Source organism: Micromonospora aurantiaca ATCC 27029 (assembly GCF_000145235.1).
In the GTDB taxonomy this organism is placed as follows: Bacteria; Actinomycetota; Actinomycetes; order Mycobacteriales; family Micromonosporaceae; genus Micromonospora; species Micromonospora aurantiaca.
In genome coordinates this window covers 6878173-6891340 of record NC_014391.1, presented here as the reverse complement: position 1 = coordinate 6891340, position 13168 = coordinate 6878173, and the positions used below count along the sequence as shown (strand labels likewise).

13 protein-coding genes are annotated in these 13168 nt (G+C 73.9%); 9 read left to right on the top strand and 4 right to left on the bottom strand.

Annotated elements, in window-relative coordinates; genetic code table 11:
- Positions 1–26 precede the first annotated feature (26 nt).
- Together MICAU_RS30810 and MICAU_RS30805 are read right to left on the bottom strand one after the other, a co-directional pair.
- A complete protein-coding gene (locus MICAU_RS30810) occupies positions 27–1682 on the bottom strand; it encodes a glycoside hydrolase family 26 protein (protein WP_013289265.1) in 1656 nt (551 codons plus the stop codon).
- A gap of 101 nt (positions 1683–1783) precedes the next feature.
- A complete protein-coding gene (locus MICAU_RS30805; protein WP_013289264.1) occupies positions 1784–2662 on the bottom strand; it encodes a 3'(2'),5'-bisphosphate nucleotidase CysQ in 879 nt (292 codons plus the stop codon).
- 198 nt (positions 2663–2860) lie between these two features.
- On the opposite strand from MICAU_RS30805, the gene MICAU_RS30800 reads away from it, so the two are divergent.
- Complete coding sequence (locus MICAU_RS30800) at positions 2861–3955, top strand: aminotransferase-like domain-containing protein (RefSeq protein WP_013289263.1); 1095 nt, start codon at positions 2861–2863, stop codon at positions 3953–3955.
- A gap of 344 nt (positions 3956–4299) precedes the next feature.
- Positions 4300–5448 carry a magnesium/cobalt transporter CorA gene (gene corA / locus MICAU_RS30795; protein WP_013289262.1) on the top strand — a complete coding sequence of 383 codons (1149 nt, stop codon included), beginning with the start codon at positions 4300–4302 and terminating at the stop codon, positions 5446–5448.
- Positions 5449–5520: 72 nt separating this feature from the next.
- Here corA and MICAU_RS30790 read toward each other — a convergent pair whose 3' ends face one another.
- Positions 5521–6360: a hypothetical protein gene (locus tag MICAU_RS30790; protein ID WP_013289261.1), complete on the bottom strand. Its 840-nt coding sequence runs from the start codon at positions 6358–6360 to the stop codon at positions 5521–5523.
- A gap of 84 nt (positions 6361–6444) precedes the next feature.
- Between MICAU_RS30790 and MICAU_RS30785 the strand changes: the two genes are divergently transcribed.
- Both MICAU_RS30785 and MICAU_RS30780 read left to right on the top strand, forming a co-directional pair.
- Positions 6445–6975, top strand: a complete 531-nt coding sequence (locus tag MICAU_RS30785) for a peptidylprolyl isomerase (RefSeq protein ID WP_013289260.1) — start codon at positions 6445–6447, stop codon at positions 6973–6975.
- A 25-nt stretch (positions 6976–7000) separates the two neighbouring features.
- Positions 7001–7942, top strand: a complete 942-nt coding sequence (locus MICAU_RS30780) for a rhomboid family intramembrane serine protease (protein WP_049794858.1) — start codon at positions 7001–7003, stop codon at positions 7940–7942.
- Positions 7943–7945: 3 nt separating this feature from the next.
- Here MICAU_RS30780 and MICAU_RS30775 read toward each other — a convergent pair whose 3' ends face one another.
- On the bottom strand, positions 7946–8377 hold the full coding sequence (locus MICAU_RS30775) for a PH domain-containing protein (RefSeq protein WP_049794857.1): 432 nt from the start codon (positions 8375–8377) through the stop codon (positions 7946–7948).
- Positions 8378–8476: 99 nt separating this feature from the next.
- Here MICAU_RS30775 and MICAU_RS30770 point away from each other — a divergent pair, with 99 nt between their 5' ends.
- The 5 genes from MICAU_RS30770 to MICAU_RS30750 all read left to right on the top strand — a co-directional run bounded on the left by MICAU_RS30770 (position 8477) and on the right by MICAU_RS30750 (position 13109).
- Positions 8477–9649, top strand: a complete 1173-nt coding sequence (locus MICAU_RS30770; protein ID WP_013289257.1) for a thiolase family protein — start codon at positions 8477–8479, stop codon at positions 9647–9649.
- 108 nt (positions 9650–9757) lie between these two features.
- A complete protein-coding gene (locus MICAU_RS30765; RefSeq protein WP_013289256.1) occupies positions 9758–10270 on the top strand; it encodes a hypothetical protein in 513 nt (170 codons plus the stop codon).
- Between the two features lie 68 nt (positions 10271–10338).
- On the top strand, positions 10339–11022 hold the full coding sequence (locus tag MICAU_RS30760; protein WP_013289255.1) for a response regulator transcription factor: 684 nt from the start codon (positions 10339–10341) through the stop codon (positions 11020–11022).
- Positions 11015–12463: a sensor histidine kinase gene (locus tag MICAU_RS30755; RefSeq protein ID WP_013289254.1), complete on the top strand. Its 1449-nt coding sequence runs from the start codon at positions 11015–11017 to the stop codon at positions 12461–12463. Before MICAU_RS30760 ends, MICAU_RS30755 begins: the two co-directional genes overlap by 8 nt.
- A 58-nt stretch (positions 12464–12521) precedes the next feature.
- Positions 12522–13109 (top strand): hypothetical protein, encoded by a 588-nt coding sequence (locus MICAU_RS30750; RefSeq protein WP_013289253.1) that lies wholly within the window; start codon positions 12522–12524, stop codon positions 13107–13109.
- The last annotated feature ends 59 nt before the right edge of the window (positions 13110–13168 follow it).

Genomic DNA, 13168 nt, shown 5'->3' with positions numbered 1-13168 from the left:
GCCCGCCCGTTCCCGTTCCGCTGTGATCAGGCCGTGCAGAAGGACTTCCACGCCTGGATGCTCGGCTGGTCGAGCAGCCGGAAGTCGCCCTGGCTGACGGTCTGGTTGTAGTACGCCACGAACTCCGGCCGCTGACCGTTGAGGAAGCTGGTCATCGACCGGATCCAGGCCGCCCGGCCGGTGCCCCCGTCACCGGGAACCAGGTCGCTGCCGGTCTCCGCGACGCCCCACGGCTTGCCCAGCGCCTTCGACTTGCTGATCATGGGGCCGTAGATCTCCTGCGGCGAGGCGTACCGCTTCCACTTCTTGCCCCAGTTGTAGCAGTCCCAGCCGAGCGCCTCGATCACGTCGCCACCCGGGTAGAACGCGTCGAAGCTGCGCCCGGACTTCGAGTCGAGCGTCCAGCACATCAGGATCAGCGTGTTGATCAGCTTCGGGTTGCCCGTCCGGTCGGCCAGGCCGGCGATCCGCTTCCACGCCGTCCGGTACGCCGTCGTGCTGAAGGCGCCGCGCTCGACGTCGTCCTCCGGCTCGTGGAAGTACGACCAGTAGACGTTGTGCTCGCGCGGGATCGAGGAGAACCAGGAGGTCAGGCGGGAGTCGAACTTGCCGGTGTTCACCTCCTGCGGCGACGCCTTGAAGGACACCACGACGGTGCGGTCCACCACGTCGGCCCGGCTGCCGGACCACGCCGGCGGCAGGCCGGGGAAGAAGATCCGGGCCATCCGCAGCTTGCCGAAGGTCTGGTCGGACCGGGCCAGCGCCTGGCCGAACGTCTCCCCGCTCTGCACACCGATCGAGGCGCCGGGCAGCGTCAGTCGCGTACCGCTGAAGGCCGGCCCGGCGTCCGCGGAGGCCGACGGACGCGCCGAGGGCTTGCCGCCGAGACCCTGGTCGGCGCTCGGCGACGCACCCGGGGTGCCGGGCGTGCCGGGGCCCATCGAGGTGGCCGGCCCGACCGAGCCGGGCGTCCCGCCGGCCTGCCGTTCCGCCGCGTCGGGTCGCAGCGTGGCCACCGCGACCCCGCTGCCGGCCACGGCCAGGACCAGTGCCGCCGCGAGGGCGACCCGCCAGCGACGACGGGAGCCGCCGGACGACGGCACGGGGGCCGGGGCGAGCGGCGGCGCGGGCGGCCGGCCCGGCCCGCCGGTGGCCGGTCCGTGCGGAACGTCCACCGGGGGCGGTCCGGTCAGGGTGGCGGTCGCCGTGGTGCCCGCACCCCAGCCCGCCTCGCCCGCCGGGCCGCCCGGCCCGAAGTCGCCCGCCGGTCCCCGGCCGGGCTCGTCGTGCGGCGCCCAGCCGGTGTGGCCGTCCGCCGGACCGGCCTGAGTGGCCCAGGCGTCGTCGTGCGGCTCACCCTGCGGCCAGGCGGCGTCGTTGTGGCCCGCGGGCCCGTGCTGCGGCCAGGGGCCGTCCTGCTGCGGCGCCCAGCCGTTCGTCGTGCCGGGAGCGGCGTCCCAGCCGGCCGGGTCGTGCCCGGGCCCGTCGTGGTGACCGGCGTCGGGCCGGTCACGCTCGGGCCAGGGCAGGTCACCGCCCGGCCGCGCCGGTGGTGGCGGTGGCGCGCTCTCGGCCTCCGGCCAGGGCAGCGAAGGGCCGCCCACCTGACGCGGAATGTCCTGACCCGGCCACAGGCCGGTCGGCTGCCCGAAGGCATTGTGCGGCTCTCGGTCGGCCGGCATGACCCTCCCTGGCTGTCGGCGGCCCGTGGTCGGGGCTCAGATCGCCACGCATACCTGCCCGACGATAACCCTCATCCACCTGGCCGTACGTACCGTGACACTCAGCCGAACGCCTCACCCTGGTCACCGGTGACGGTCGAAGCGGGCATCTCGACCCCGGTCCGGGCGATCGCGTCGAGCAACTGGTCGGCCAGTTCGGGCCGGCAGACCAGCAGATCGGGCAGCCGCGGGTCGGCCCGGTTGTAGCGCAGCGGCGAACCGTCGATCCGGGACGCGTGCATGCCCGCACCGAGCGCCACGGCGACCGGGGCGGCACTGTCCCACTCGTACTGACCGCCCGCGTGGACGTACGCGTCGACCTCGCCGGTCACCACCGCGCAGACCTTCACACCGGCCGAACCCATCGGCACGGCGGTGGCGCCGAGCATCTCGACCAGCTCGCCCACGAACGCCGGCGGGCGGCTGCGGCTCACCGCGATCCGGATCGGCCCGTCGGACGCCTTCGGCTGCGGGCAGGTGGTGCCGAGCACGAGCGGCGTACCGTCCACCGTGGTCCGGGCCGGCATGCCCACCGCGCCGGCGACCAGGGCGCCGTCCGGGGCGGCGGAGCGCTGCCAGAGCGCCACGTGCACCGCCCAGTCGTCCCGCCCCTCCTCGGAGAACTCACGCGTGCCGTCCAGCGGGTCGATGATCCAGACCCGGTCCGCCTCGTGCCGGGGCGCGCGCTCGCCGTCCGCCCACGCGCGGCGCGAGTCGGCCTCCTCCTCGGAGAGCACCGCGTCGGCCGGCCGCAGCCGGGCCAGCGCCGCCGTCATCAGCTCGTGCGACGCGCGGTCGCCGGCGTCCTTGAGCGCCTTCGGGTCGGCGAAGCCCTGCCGGTCCCGCAGCGCGGTGAGCGCCCTGCCGGCCTCGGTCGCCAGCCACTGCGCGAACCGCTGGTCGTCGAGCCGTCCCGCCTCGTCCTCGGTCACGAGCCCCATCCCTTGTTCTCCCGGGTCTGCCGCGACCCGTCATCCTTCGGCGTCCGGTCGGACCGGCGCCAGCGTCCGTCGGATCGTAGACAGTCGCGAGGCGGTCTCGGATCCCCCGGAGGCACCGGTGGTCCGGCCGGCCGCCCGCATGTTGAACTTCGCGTGTATCGCGGTCGGACCCGCCGGGCCAGGCCCTAGGCTCTGCGCATGACCGCCGAGCAGCTGATCTCGTTCGCCCGTGGCGCGCCTTCGCTGGACATCGTCGATGTCGAAGGGCTCAAGGCCGCCGCCGTCCGCGCCTTCGACGCCGACCCCGCCGGGGTCACCGCGTACGGCACCTCCGTCGGCTACCCGCCCTTGCGGAAGTGGATCGCCGAGAAGCACGGTGTCGAGGCCGACCAGGTGCTGATCACCAACGGCTCGTTGCAGGCCGACGCGTTCCTCTTCGACCACCTGGTCCGCCGGGGCGACGCGGTGGTGGTCGAGCGTCCGACGTACGACCGCACGCTGCTCAACCTCAAGCAGATGGGCGGCGAGGTGCACGGCGTGACGATCCAGCCGGACGGCCTGGACACCGCCGAGCTGCGCAAGCTGCTGGAGTCCGGGGTGCGGCCGCGGCTGGCGCACGTGATCCCCAACTACCAGAACCCGGCCGGCGTGACCCTCTCCCTGGAGAAGCGCCGTGAGCTGCTGGACCTTGCCGCCGAGTACGACTTCACGATCTTCGAGGACGACCCGTACGCGGACATCCGGTTCCGGGGCGAGCCGCTGCCCTCGATGCTGTCGATGGACACCCGGGGCGTGGTGGTGCACGCCTCCAGCTTCACCAAGACGGTCTGCCCGGGCGTACGGGTCGGCTACCTGGTCGGCCCGGCCGAGCTGATCGCGGCGATCGCCAAGCGGGCCACCAACCTCTACATCTCGCCCGGCATGGTGGCCCAGGCGATCGTGCACCAGTTCTGCGTCTCCGGCGCGATCGAGGAGTCGATCCGGACGGTCCGTTCGGCGCTCGGTGAGCGGTCGGCGGTGCTGGCCGAGTCGCTGCGCCGGCACATCCCGGAGGCCCGGTTCGTGGAGCCGGACGGCGGCTACTTCCTCTGGGTGGAGCTGCCCGAGGACGTCGAGGTCGACCGCCTCGCCCCGGCTGCCGCCGAGCGCGGCGTGGCGGTGGTGAAGGGCAGCGACTTCATGGTCGACGGCGGCCGGCACGCGCTGCGCCTGGCGTACTCGGCGGTCACAGCGGACCGGATCGACGAGGGTGTGCGGCGTCTCGCCGAGGCGATGGCCGCCGTTCGCGGCTGATTTTCTGTCGGGTTTCTGACAAAAAGGCCCCGCTGGCCGGTTCGGCACTCCCGCCGAACCGGCCGGCACCCCCACAATGCTGCGAGTGCCGCTCACCTTCTGCCGGTGACCAGCCCGCACGCCGGACGACCGGCCGGGCCGGCGGCACGCCCAGCATCACTCCCGCCCCCAAGGGGTGCCGGGTGGGCCGTGTCGCCCCTCACCCCCCTGACGCGGCCCGGCCCGCCCGGCGCCGCCGCGTGACGCCCGTCGCAACCGCCCGTCCCCCGCACCCGCGCCCGCGCTGCGCTTCCCGCCGGTCGGCGTAACCTGCAAGCCGCAGCTCTAGGGGAAGGGGGCGAGAGATGACGGACCGGGTGGCACGCGACCGAACCGCCGGCACCGACGGCAGCCGGGCACTGCGCCCCCGCGCCTGGTCGGCCCCGGTCCGCGCGATGTCCCGCATCCTCAACGCCGACGGCTCCCCGCGTACGGCCCAGCCGGCCGGCCCGGAGCGCAGCGGCATCGTCGACTGCGGGCTGTACGTCGACGGCGAGCGCCGCCCCGGCCACCCCCGGTACGCCGAGGCCCTGGCCGCCGCCCGGCAGGAGCGGGACGGCTTCGTCTGGCTCGGTCTGCACGAGCCGGACCTGGCCGAGATGACCGAGATCGCCGCCACCTTCGGCCTGCACGAGCTGGCGGTGGAGGACGCGGTCAAGGCCCAGCAGCGCCCGAAGCTGGAACACTTCGGCGAGATCGTCTTCCTGGTGCTGCGTACCGCCCGCTACTGCGAGCACGCCGAGCTGACCGAGAACTCCGAGGTGGTGGAGACCGGTCAGGTGATGCTCTTCATCGGGCCGCACTTCGTGATCAGCGTGCGGCACGGCGACGCCTGCCGGCTGGCGCCGGTGCGCGCCGACCTGGAGGCGAAGCGGGACCTGCTGCGGCACGGCCCGTGGGCGGTCGCGTACGCGATCACCGACCGCGTGGTGGACCTCTACCTGGAGGTGGCCGACCGGCTGGAGGACGACCTCGACGTGCTGGAGGCGGACGTCTTCGACCGGCAGAGCAGCGGCCGGATCCAGCGGATCTACCAGATGAAGCGGGAGCTGGTCGAGTTCAAGCGGGCGGTGGCGCCGTTGCAGCGCCCGCTGATGACGCTCACCTCGCAGGTCAACCGCGCGGTGCCGCAGGAGGTGCGGCGCTACTTCCGCGACGTGCAGGACCACCTCAGCCGCACGGTCGAGCAGGTGAACTCCTACGACGACCTGCTCAACTCGATCCTCCAGGCCCGGCTGGCCCAGGTCACCGTCGACCAGAACAACGACATGCGCAAGATCGCCGCCTGGGCCGCGATCGGTGCGGTGTGGACGGCGATCGCCGGCATCTACGGCATGAACTTCGACAACATGCCCGAGCTGAAATGGACGTACGGCTATCCGGGCGTCTGGGCGCTGATGCTCGCGGCGTCCTTCACGCTGTACCGCCTGTTCCGCCGCAACGGCTGGCTGTAGCCGTCCCGTACACGCGGAAGCGCCGGCCACGCGGGGTGTCCCGCGTGCCGGCGCTGATCCGACGGTACGAGGTCAGCGGCGACCGCCGGCCTTCGCGGCGTTCTTGCCGGCCTGCACGGCCTTGGTGATGTCGTCGGCCGGGCGGCCGGAGGCGTCCCGGGCGCCCTCGGCGACGGAGGGGACCTGGTCGTTCGGGTGGATCACCGGCTGGCTGCCGGAGGTGGCGGTCGACGCGCTGCTGCCCTTGGCCACCGCCGAAGAACCGGCGCCGGTCGGGCCGGCCTGCGTCACCTTCGCGCTCGCGTCCGGGGTCTCCACCACGATCGTGTCCACGTCCTCCCGCATCGGCTCCAGCTTGTCGTGACCGGTCGTGCCGAGCGTGCCCGTCGCGCCGAGCGTGCCGGTCGGGTCGTACTCGGCCCACTCCTGCTGCTCGCGGCGACGGCGCATGGCCATCGCACCGGCCAGGCCGGCGACGGTGCCGGCCACCAGCAGGCCCGCGGTCATGCCCCGCGACCTGCGCTGCTTCTTCTTTCCGGCCTTCATGTTCTTCGCCTTCTTCGTCATCGCGGACTGCTTCGCGGCCATCACCTTGCGGCCACTCGACGCCTTGCCGGCGGCCTCGACCCGGGCGTTGCGCACGGCCAGCAGCACCGGCGCGAGCGCCGCGGCGGTCGACGCGAACCCGCTGGACGCGCGGTCCCGGACCAGGACCGCGGTGGGCGCGACGGCGACCCGGGCTGCCTGGACCCGCGGGCCGACAGTGGCGCCGGCCCCCTTCGCCGCGTGCGTGGCGGCCTGCCTCAGGTGACCGATGCCCTGGTTCAGCTCGACCCTCGCGAGCTGGCCCTGGGTCTTTCGCCGCCCGATTCCAAACACGGTCCCACCTCCTGGGAGTTGTTCCTTCGTCATCCTCCACCTTCGAATGCCTCCGCATGGCCAGATCGGGCACATGGGAGGATCCGCAAGGAACTGAACTACGAGTGAGGAGTACCCGTGGCCGAGGCTGTCTACGCCACCTTGCACACCAACGCCGGCCCGATCCGGCTGGAGCTCTTCCCGAACCACGCACCGAAGACCGTCCGCAACTTCGTGGAGCTGGCCGAGGGCACCCGGGAGTACATCGACCCGCGTACCGGTCAGCCGGGCAGCGGGCCGTACTACGACGGCACCGTCTCGCACCGCGTGATCAGCGGTTTCATGATTCAGATGGGCGACCCGACCGGCACCGGCCGCGGTGGCCCGGGCTACAAGTTCGCCGACGAGTTCCACCCCGAGCTGCGCTTCGACCGGCCGTACCTGCTGGCGATGGCGAACGCCGGGCCGGGCACCAACGGCTCGCAGTTCTTCATCACGGTGTCGCCCACGCCACACCTGAACAACCGGCACACCATCTTCGGTCAGGTGGCCGACGAGCAGTCCGCGAAGGTGGTCGACTCGATCGCCAACACCCCGACCGGCCCGAGCGACCGGCCGATCCAGGACGTGGTGATCGAGCGCGTCGAGATCGAGCACAAGCAGTCCTGAGCGGCACGCGGGTACCTTTGCTCGCATGACTGAGCGCTCCGGCCAGCCAGGCGACGCCACCGGGGGTCCGGTGCCGACCACTCCGGTCTGCTACCGGCACCCCGGCCGGGAGACTTACATCCGGTGCACCCGGTGCGACCGGCCGATCTGCACCGAGTGCATGCGGGACGCCTCCGTCGGCCACCAGTGCCCGGAGTGCGTCGCCGAGGGCCGCCGCAGCGTGCGGCCGGCGCGTACCGCCTTCGGTGGCGGTGCCGCCGGCCGCCAGGGCAACGTCACGAAGGCGCTGATCGCGCTGAACGTGGTGATGATGCTGCTGTCCATCCTCTCGGCCCGCAGCGGTACCGCCGTGGCCGGCGGTGGCCTGGGCGGCCTGATGGGCAACGGGACGCCACTCACCGAGTGGGGGGCGGTGCTCGGCCTGGCGCGCTTCCCCGACGGGCACGTCGGCGGGGTGGCCGACGGCGAGTGGTACCGCCTGGTCACCGCCATGTTCCTGCACTACGGCGTGCTGCACCTGCTGCTGAACATGTGGGCGCTCTGGGTGCTCGGCCGGACGCTGGAGGCGGTGCTCGGGCCGCTGCGCTTCCTGGCGCTCTACCTGCTCGCCGGGCTGGGCGGCAACGTCGCCGCGTACGTCTTCACCGAGCCGAACCGGTTCACGGCCGGCGCCTCGACCGCCGTGTTCGGCCTGTTCGCCGCCGTCTTCGTGATCATGCGGCGGCTCGGCCGGGACACCTCGGCGATCGTGCCGATCCTGGTGATCAACCTGATCTTCACGTTCACCGTGCCGAGCATCTCGGTGGCCGGGCACCTCGGCGGTCTGGTGGCCGGCGCGCTGGTGGCGCTGGTCCTGGCGTACGCCCCACGGTCGCGGCGCACCCTGTTCCAGGTCGCGGGCTGCGTGATCGTGCTGGTCGCGCTGATCGGCCTGACGCTCGTCCGGTCCGCCGCGCTGCTCGGCTGAGCCTCAGCGCGCGGGGCGGACCTCGTCCAGTGCCGCGGCCACCTCGTCCAGCGGGGCGTCCAGGTCACGGCGGCCGAACAGGTGCAGCGACTCCCCGGCGTCGATCTCCAGCGTCTCGGCGGTGATCCCGCGCCGGCTGCGCCGGTCCAGGCGGATCGCCTCCACGGCGTCCCACGGCAGCCGGCGCCGCCCGGCGAATCCCCGCAGCACGGTGAGCCCGTCCGGGTCGACGGCGAGGCGGACCGGCGCGACCACGTCGCGCAGCGCCCAGGCGAGCAGACCGGCGGCGGCCAGTCCGGCGAGCGCCGGACGGACCGGGTCACCGCCGGCGAACACCAGCCCCAGGGCGACGAGCGCGAGCGCGCCCACCGCCTTGAGCACCGGCACCTCGCGCGGCACCCGCCACTGCCTGATCGGCGGCGACTGTGGATCCATCCGCCCAGCATGCCAGCCGCACCTGCCGGACGCCGGGGGAGGACGACCGGTCGGATCAGCACGTAGGATCGGGGCAAGCGAGGTTACCGGGGAGTAGACATGAGTGACGCGGTCATCGTCGGCGCGGTACGGACCCCGGTCGGGCGGCGCAAGGGCAGCCTCGCCGGAGTGCACCCGGTCGACCTCTCGGCGCACGTGCTGCGCGCGCTCGCCGAGCGCACCGGCATCGACCCGGGCCAGGTCGACGACGTCGTGTGGGGCTGTGTGTCGCAGGTCGGCGAGCAGTCCTGGAACGTGGCCCGCAACGCCGTGCTCGCCGCCGGCTGGCCGGAGTCGGTACCGGGCACCACGCTCGACCGCCAGTGCGGCTCCAGCCAGCAGGCGCTGCACTTCGCCGCCGCGACGGTCCTCTCCGGCCAGGCCGACCTGGTCGTGGCCGGTGGCGTCGAGTCGATGACCCGGGTGCCGATGGGTTCCAGCGTCGCCGGTGGCATGCCGTTCAGCGCGGCGATCCTGGAGCGCTACCGCGGCGTCGAGGGCGTCGCGGAGGACTCCCCGTTGCCGTTCAACCAGGGCGTCGGGGCCGAGCTGATCGCGCAGCGGTGGCGCTTCTCGCGTACCCAGCTCGACGAGTTCGCGCTCGCCAGCCACGAGAAGGCCGCCGCCGCGCAGGACGCGGGCGCGTTCGAGGCCGAGCTGGCGCCGGTGGCGCTCGCCGACGGCGGCAAGTTCTCCGCCGACGAGGGCATCCGCCGCGACACCTCGCTGGCGAAGCTGGGCGAGCTGGCTACCCCGTTCCGCGCCGACGGCGTGGTCACCGCCGGGTCCGCGTCGCAGATCTCCGACGGCGCCGCCGCGCTCGCGGTCACCACCGCCGAGTGGGCCAGCCGGCACGGCCTGCGCCCGCTGGCCCGGGTGCACACCGCCGTGGTCGCCGCCGACGACCCGGTCACCATGCTCACCGCGCCGATCCCGGCCACCGCGAAGGCGCTGCGCCGCGCGGGGCTGGGCATCGAGGAGATCGGGGTGTACGAGGTGAACGAGGCGTTCGCCCCGGTGCCGCTGGCGTGGCTGGCCGAGACCGAGGCGGACCCGGAGCGGCTCAACCCCCGGGGCGGGGCGATCGCGCTCGGTCACCCGCTCGGCGGCTCCGGCGCGCGGATCATGACCACGATGCTCCAGCACATGCGGGACAACGGCATCCGCTACGGCCTCCAGACCATGTGCGAGGGCGGCGGCATGGCCAACGCCACGATCGTCGAGCTGCTCTGATCCGACCGGCCGCCGGTGTCGCACCGCTGGTGCGACTTGCACGTGTGGAAGTTCCAGAAATCGGGCGTGACCCATATCACCCCTGGTCATCGGCTCGTTGGACCGGGCATGGACGTGTTCTCGCGAACGTTCCTTCCGGCCGCCGCCGAGACCGGCCTGGCGACCCAGACCGTCACCCGGCACATGCCGGTGTTCCGCCGATGCGTCGGCTCCGGCGACGCGACCATCCTGGTCACCCGGTGCAGCCGCCCGGATGACCCGGTGGGCGGCGACTACCTGATGCTCCTCACCCACCGGCGGCTGGTGGTCACCCGGCAGACCCGGGTGCTGCACCGGCTGCGCCTGCACCTCAACACCGAACTGCGCGAGCTGAGCAACGTGACGTGGAGCCCCGACGCCCGCGCGCACAGCGTGGAGCTGGCGGCCACCGCGATCGACGGGGTACGCGAGCGTTTCGTCCTGCGTACCCACCACCCGAAGCAGGTGTGGCAGCTCGACGCGCTGCTCAACCACGCCTTCCGGACCCGCCTGCGTACGCCCGCCGAGCGGGTGGTGGCGACCATCGGCGAGTCGCCGGCGGGCGCCCGGCCGACGGTGCTGCGGCCCGCCCCGGCCCGCTGACGTCCTCCTTACCTGATCCGAACATTCCCTGACCGGCCGGGCGGTCGCGGGTCGGTCATCATGAGCCGGTGACCACCGCCGCCCCGCCCGGGCTCGTCCTCGTGGTGGAGGACGAGCCGGCCATCGCCGACCTGGTCCGGCTCTACCTGACCCGGGACGGGTTCGGCGTACACCTGGAACGTGACGGCGAGGCCGGGCTGGCCGCCGCGCGGCGCCTGCGCCCGGTGGCCTGCGTGCTCGACATCGCGCTGCCCGGCCTGGCCGGCACCGAGATCTGCCGCCGCCTGCGCGCGGCGGGTGACTGGACGCCTGTCATCTTCCTCACCGCCCGCGACGACGAGGTGGACCGCGTCGTCGGGCTGGAACTGGGCGCTGACGACTACGTCACCAAGCCGTTCAGCCCGCGCGAACTGCTCGCCCGGCTGCGGGCGGTGCTGCGCCGCACCGCCGGCGTGCCCGCCGAGCAGCCCCGCACGCTCGGCGCCGTCACACTCGACCCGGCCCGGCGGACCGTGACGGCCGGCGGTACGCCGGTGCAGCTCACCTCCACCGAGTTCGACCTGCTCGCGCACCTGATGGCGCGGCCCGGCCGGGTGTTCACACGGGAGGAGCTGCTGGCGGGCGTGTGGGGGTACGCGGCGCACGCCGGCACCCGGACCGTCGACGTGCACGTGGCGCAGGTGCGGGCCAAACTCGGCCCGGACAGCGTGATCCGCACCCATCGGGGCGTCGGGTACGCCGCCGATGCCTGAGCAGCCCACAGTGCCGATGCCGCCCACCGTGGCGATGCCGCCCACCGGTCCGCCCCGCAGCGGCCGCCGCCCCGGGCGGACGCTCACCGCGCGCGCCGTGCTCGCCACCTGCGCGGTGGCGCTGGTGTCGGTGCTCGTCACCGCGCTAGTCGCGGTGCCCCTCGCGGTACGCGGCGCGGAACGCAGGGACCAGGAGGCGCTCGCCGCCCAGGCCCGGCTCGCCGCCGACGTGCTCCGGGCGCGGCCGGTACGCCAGCGCGACGGCGCCGGGGACCGGCTCATCCGGCAACTGCGCCAGCAGCAGATCGACGTGTACGTGATCCGGGACGGCCGGGCCGACCGGCCGGGCCTGCCCCGGCCGCTGGTGACGCGGGTGGCCGGCGGCGAGAACGTCTCCGGCCGCCGGCTCGTCGAGGGGCAACGCCGGCTGGTCGAGGCGCGGTCGCTGCCCGGCGGGGACGGGGTGGTGCTGACCCGGGCCCGGAGCGCCGCGCCCTGGCGGCAGGTGTTGCGCGGACTCTGGCTGCCGCTGCTCGCCGGACTCGCCGCCGGGGCGGCCGCCGGACTGCTGCTCGCCCGCCGGCTGGCCCGGCCGATCCGTACCGCCGCCACCGCCGCCGCCCGGCTGCGCGCCGGGGACCGGGCGGTCCGGGTGCCGGTCGAGCCGCCCGATGAGGTGGCTGACCTGGCGCACGCGCTCAACGGCCTGGCCGCCGCGCTCGCCACGAGCGAGGGGCGGCAGCGCGAGTTCCTGCTCTCCGTCTCGCACGAGTTGCGGACCCCGCTGACCGCCATCCGCGGCTATGCCGAGGCGCTGGCCGACGGCGTGATCGAGGCCGACGCCGTGCCGGCGACCGGCCGGACCGTGCTCGCCGAGGCCGAACACCTGGACCGGCTGGTCCGCGACCTGCTGGCGCTGGCCCGGTTGGAGGCGGTCGACTTCCCCCTGGAACCGGTGCCGGTCGACCTGGCCGGGCTCGCCGCCGACGCGGAGCGCGCATGGTCCGGCCGGTGCGCGGCGCTCGGGGTGCCGTTCCAGCTGGAGACGCCGGGTGTGCCGGTGCCGGCGTACACCGATCCGGGCCGGATCCGGCAGGTGGTGGACGGGCTGCTGGAGAACGCGCTGCGGGTCGTGCCTCCGGGGGCGCCGGTCGTGCTCGCGGTCCGCACGGACGGTCCGGCGGGCGGCGGGGTGCTGGAGGTCCGCGACGGCGGACCCGGCTTCACCGACGACGACCTGCGGGTGGCGTTCGAGCGGGGCGCGCTGCACGAGCGGTACCGGGGGGTGCGCAAGGTGGGCAGCGGGCTGGGCCTGGCGCTCGCCGCCGGGCTGGTCCGCCGGCTCGGCGGGGACATCGCCGCGGGGCACGCCCTGGAGGGCGGAGCCGCCTTCACCGTCCGGGTGCCGGCGGATCCTTACGCGGCTCGAACATCGGCTTGACCGTCCCCTCGCGTCGGTGCGGAACGCTCGGGTCGTCACCGCGAGGAGAGGACCACAGATGAGACGTCAGCGAATCGTCACCGGCGCCACCGCACTGCTCGCCGCCGCGGCGCTCGGGCTCGCCGGGTGCGGCGTGAGCCGCCCCGGCGCGGCGCCGGACGACGCGGTCGAGGTGAGCGCCGCCCTGGGCGTGGACGGCCAGGCGCTCGCCGCGCTCGGCGTCGACGCCGACGAACTGGACGTGGATCCGGTCGCCGCCCCGGCACCCTCCGGCACGCCGCAGGCCGGGCCGGACGGCAAGGGCGAGCGGGCGAAGGACGGGCACAAGCGGCACCGCGCCCGGGTGCTGCTGCGGCGCAACACGCTGCACGGCGAGGCGGTGGTGCGGACCAGGGACGGCGGTACGAAGACCGTCGCGGTCCAGCGCGGCGAGGTGACCGCGATCGACGGCAGGTCGATGACCGTGAAGTCCACCGACGGCTTCACCGCGACGTGGACGTTCGGCGAGAAACTGCGGGTGGTCGAGCGGCGGACCACGATCCGATCGACCGACATCAAGATCGGTACGACGGTCGGGGTGGCCGGCGCGAAGGACGGCGACAAGAGCGTGGCCCGGCTCGTGGTGGTGCCACTTCGCCAGGAATAGGGTGCCTGGGCTGTCGTGACCTGAGCAATGTGCCAGGCTACGCTATGCCCCGACCTGCC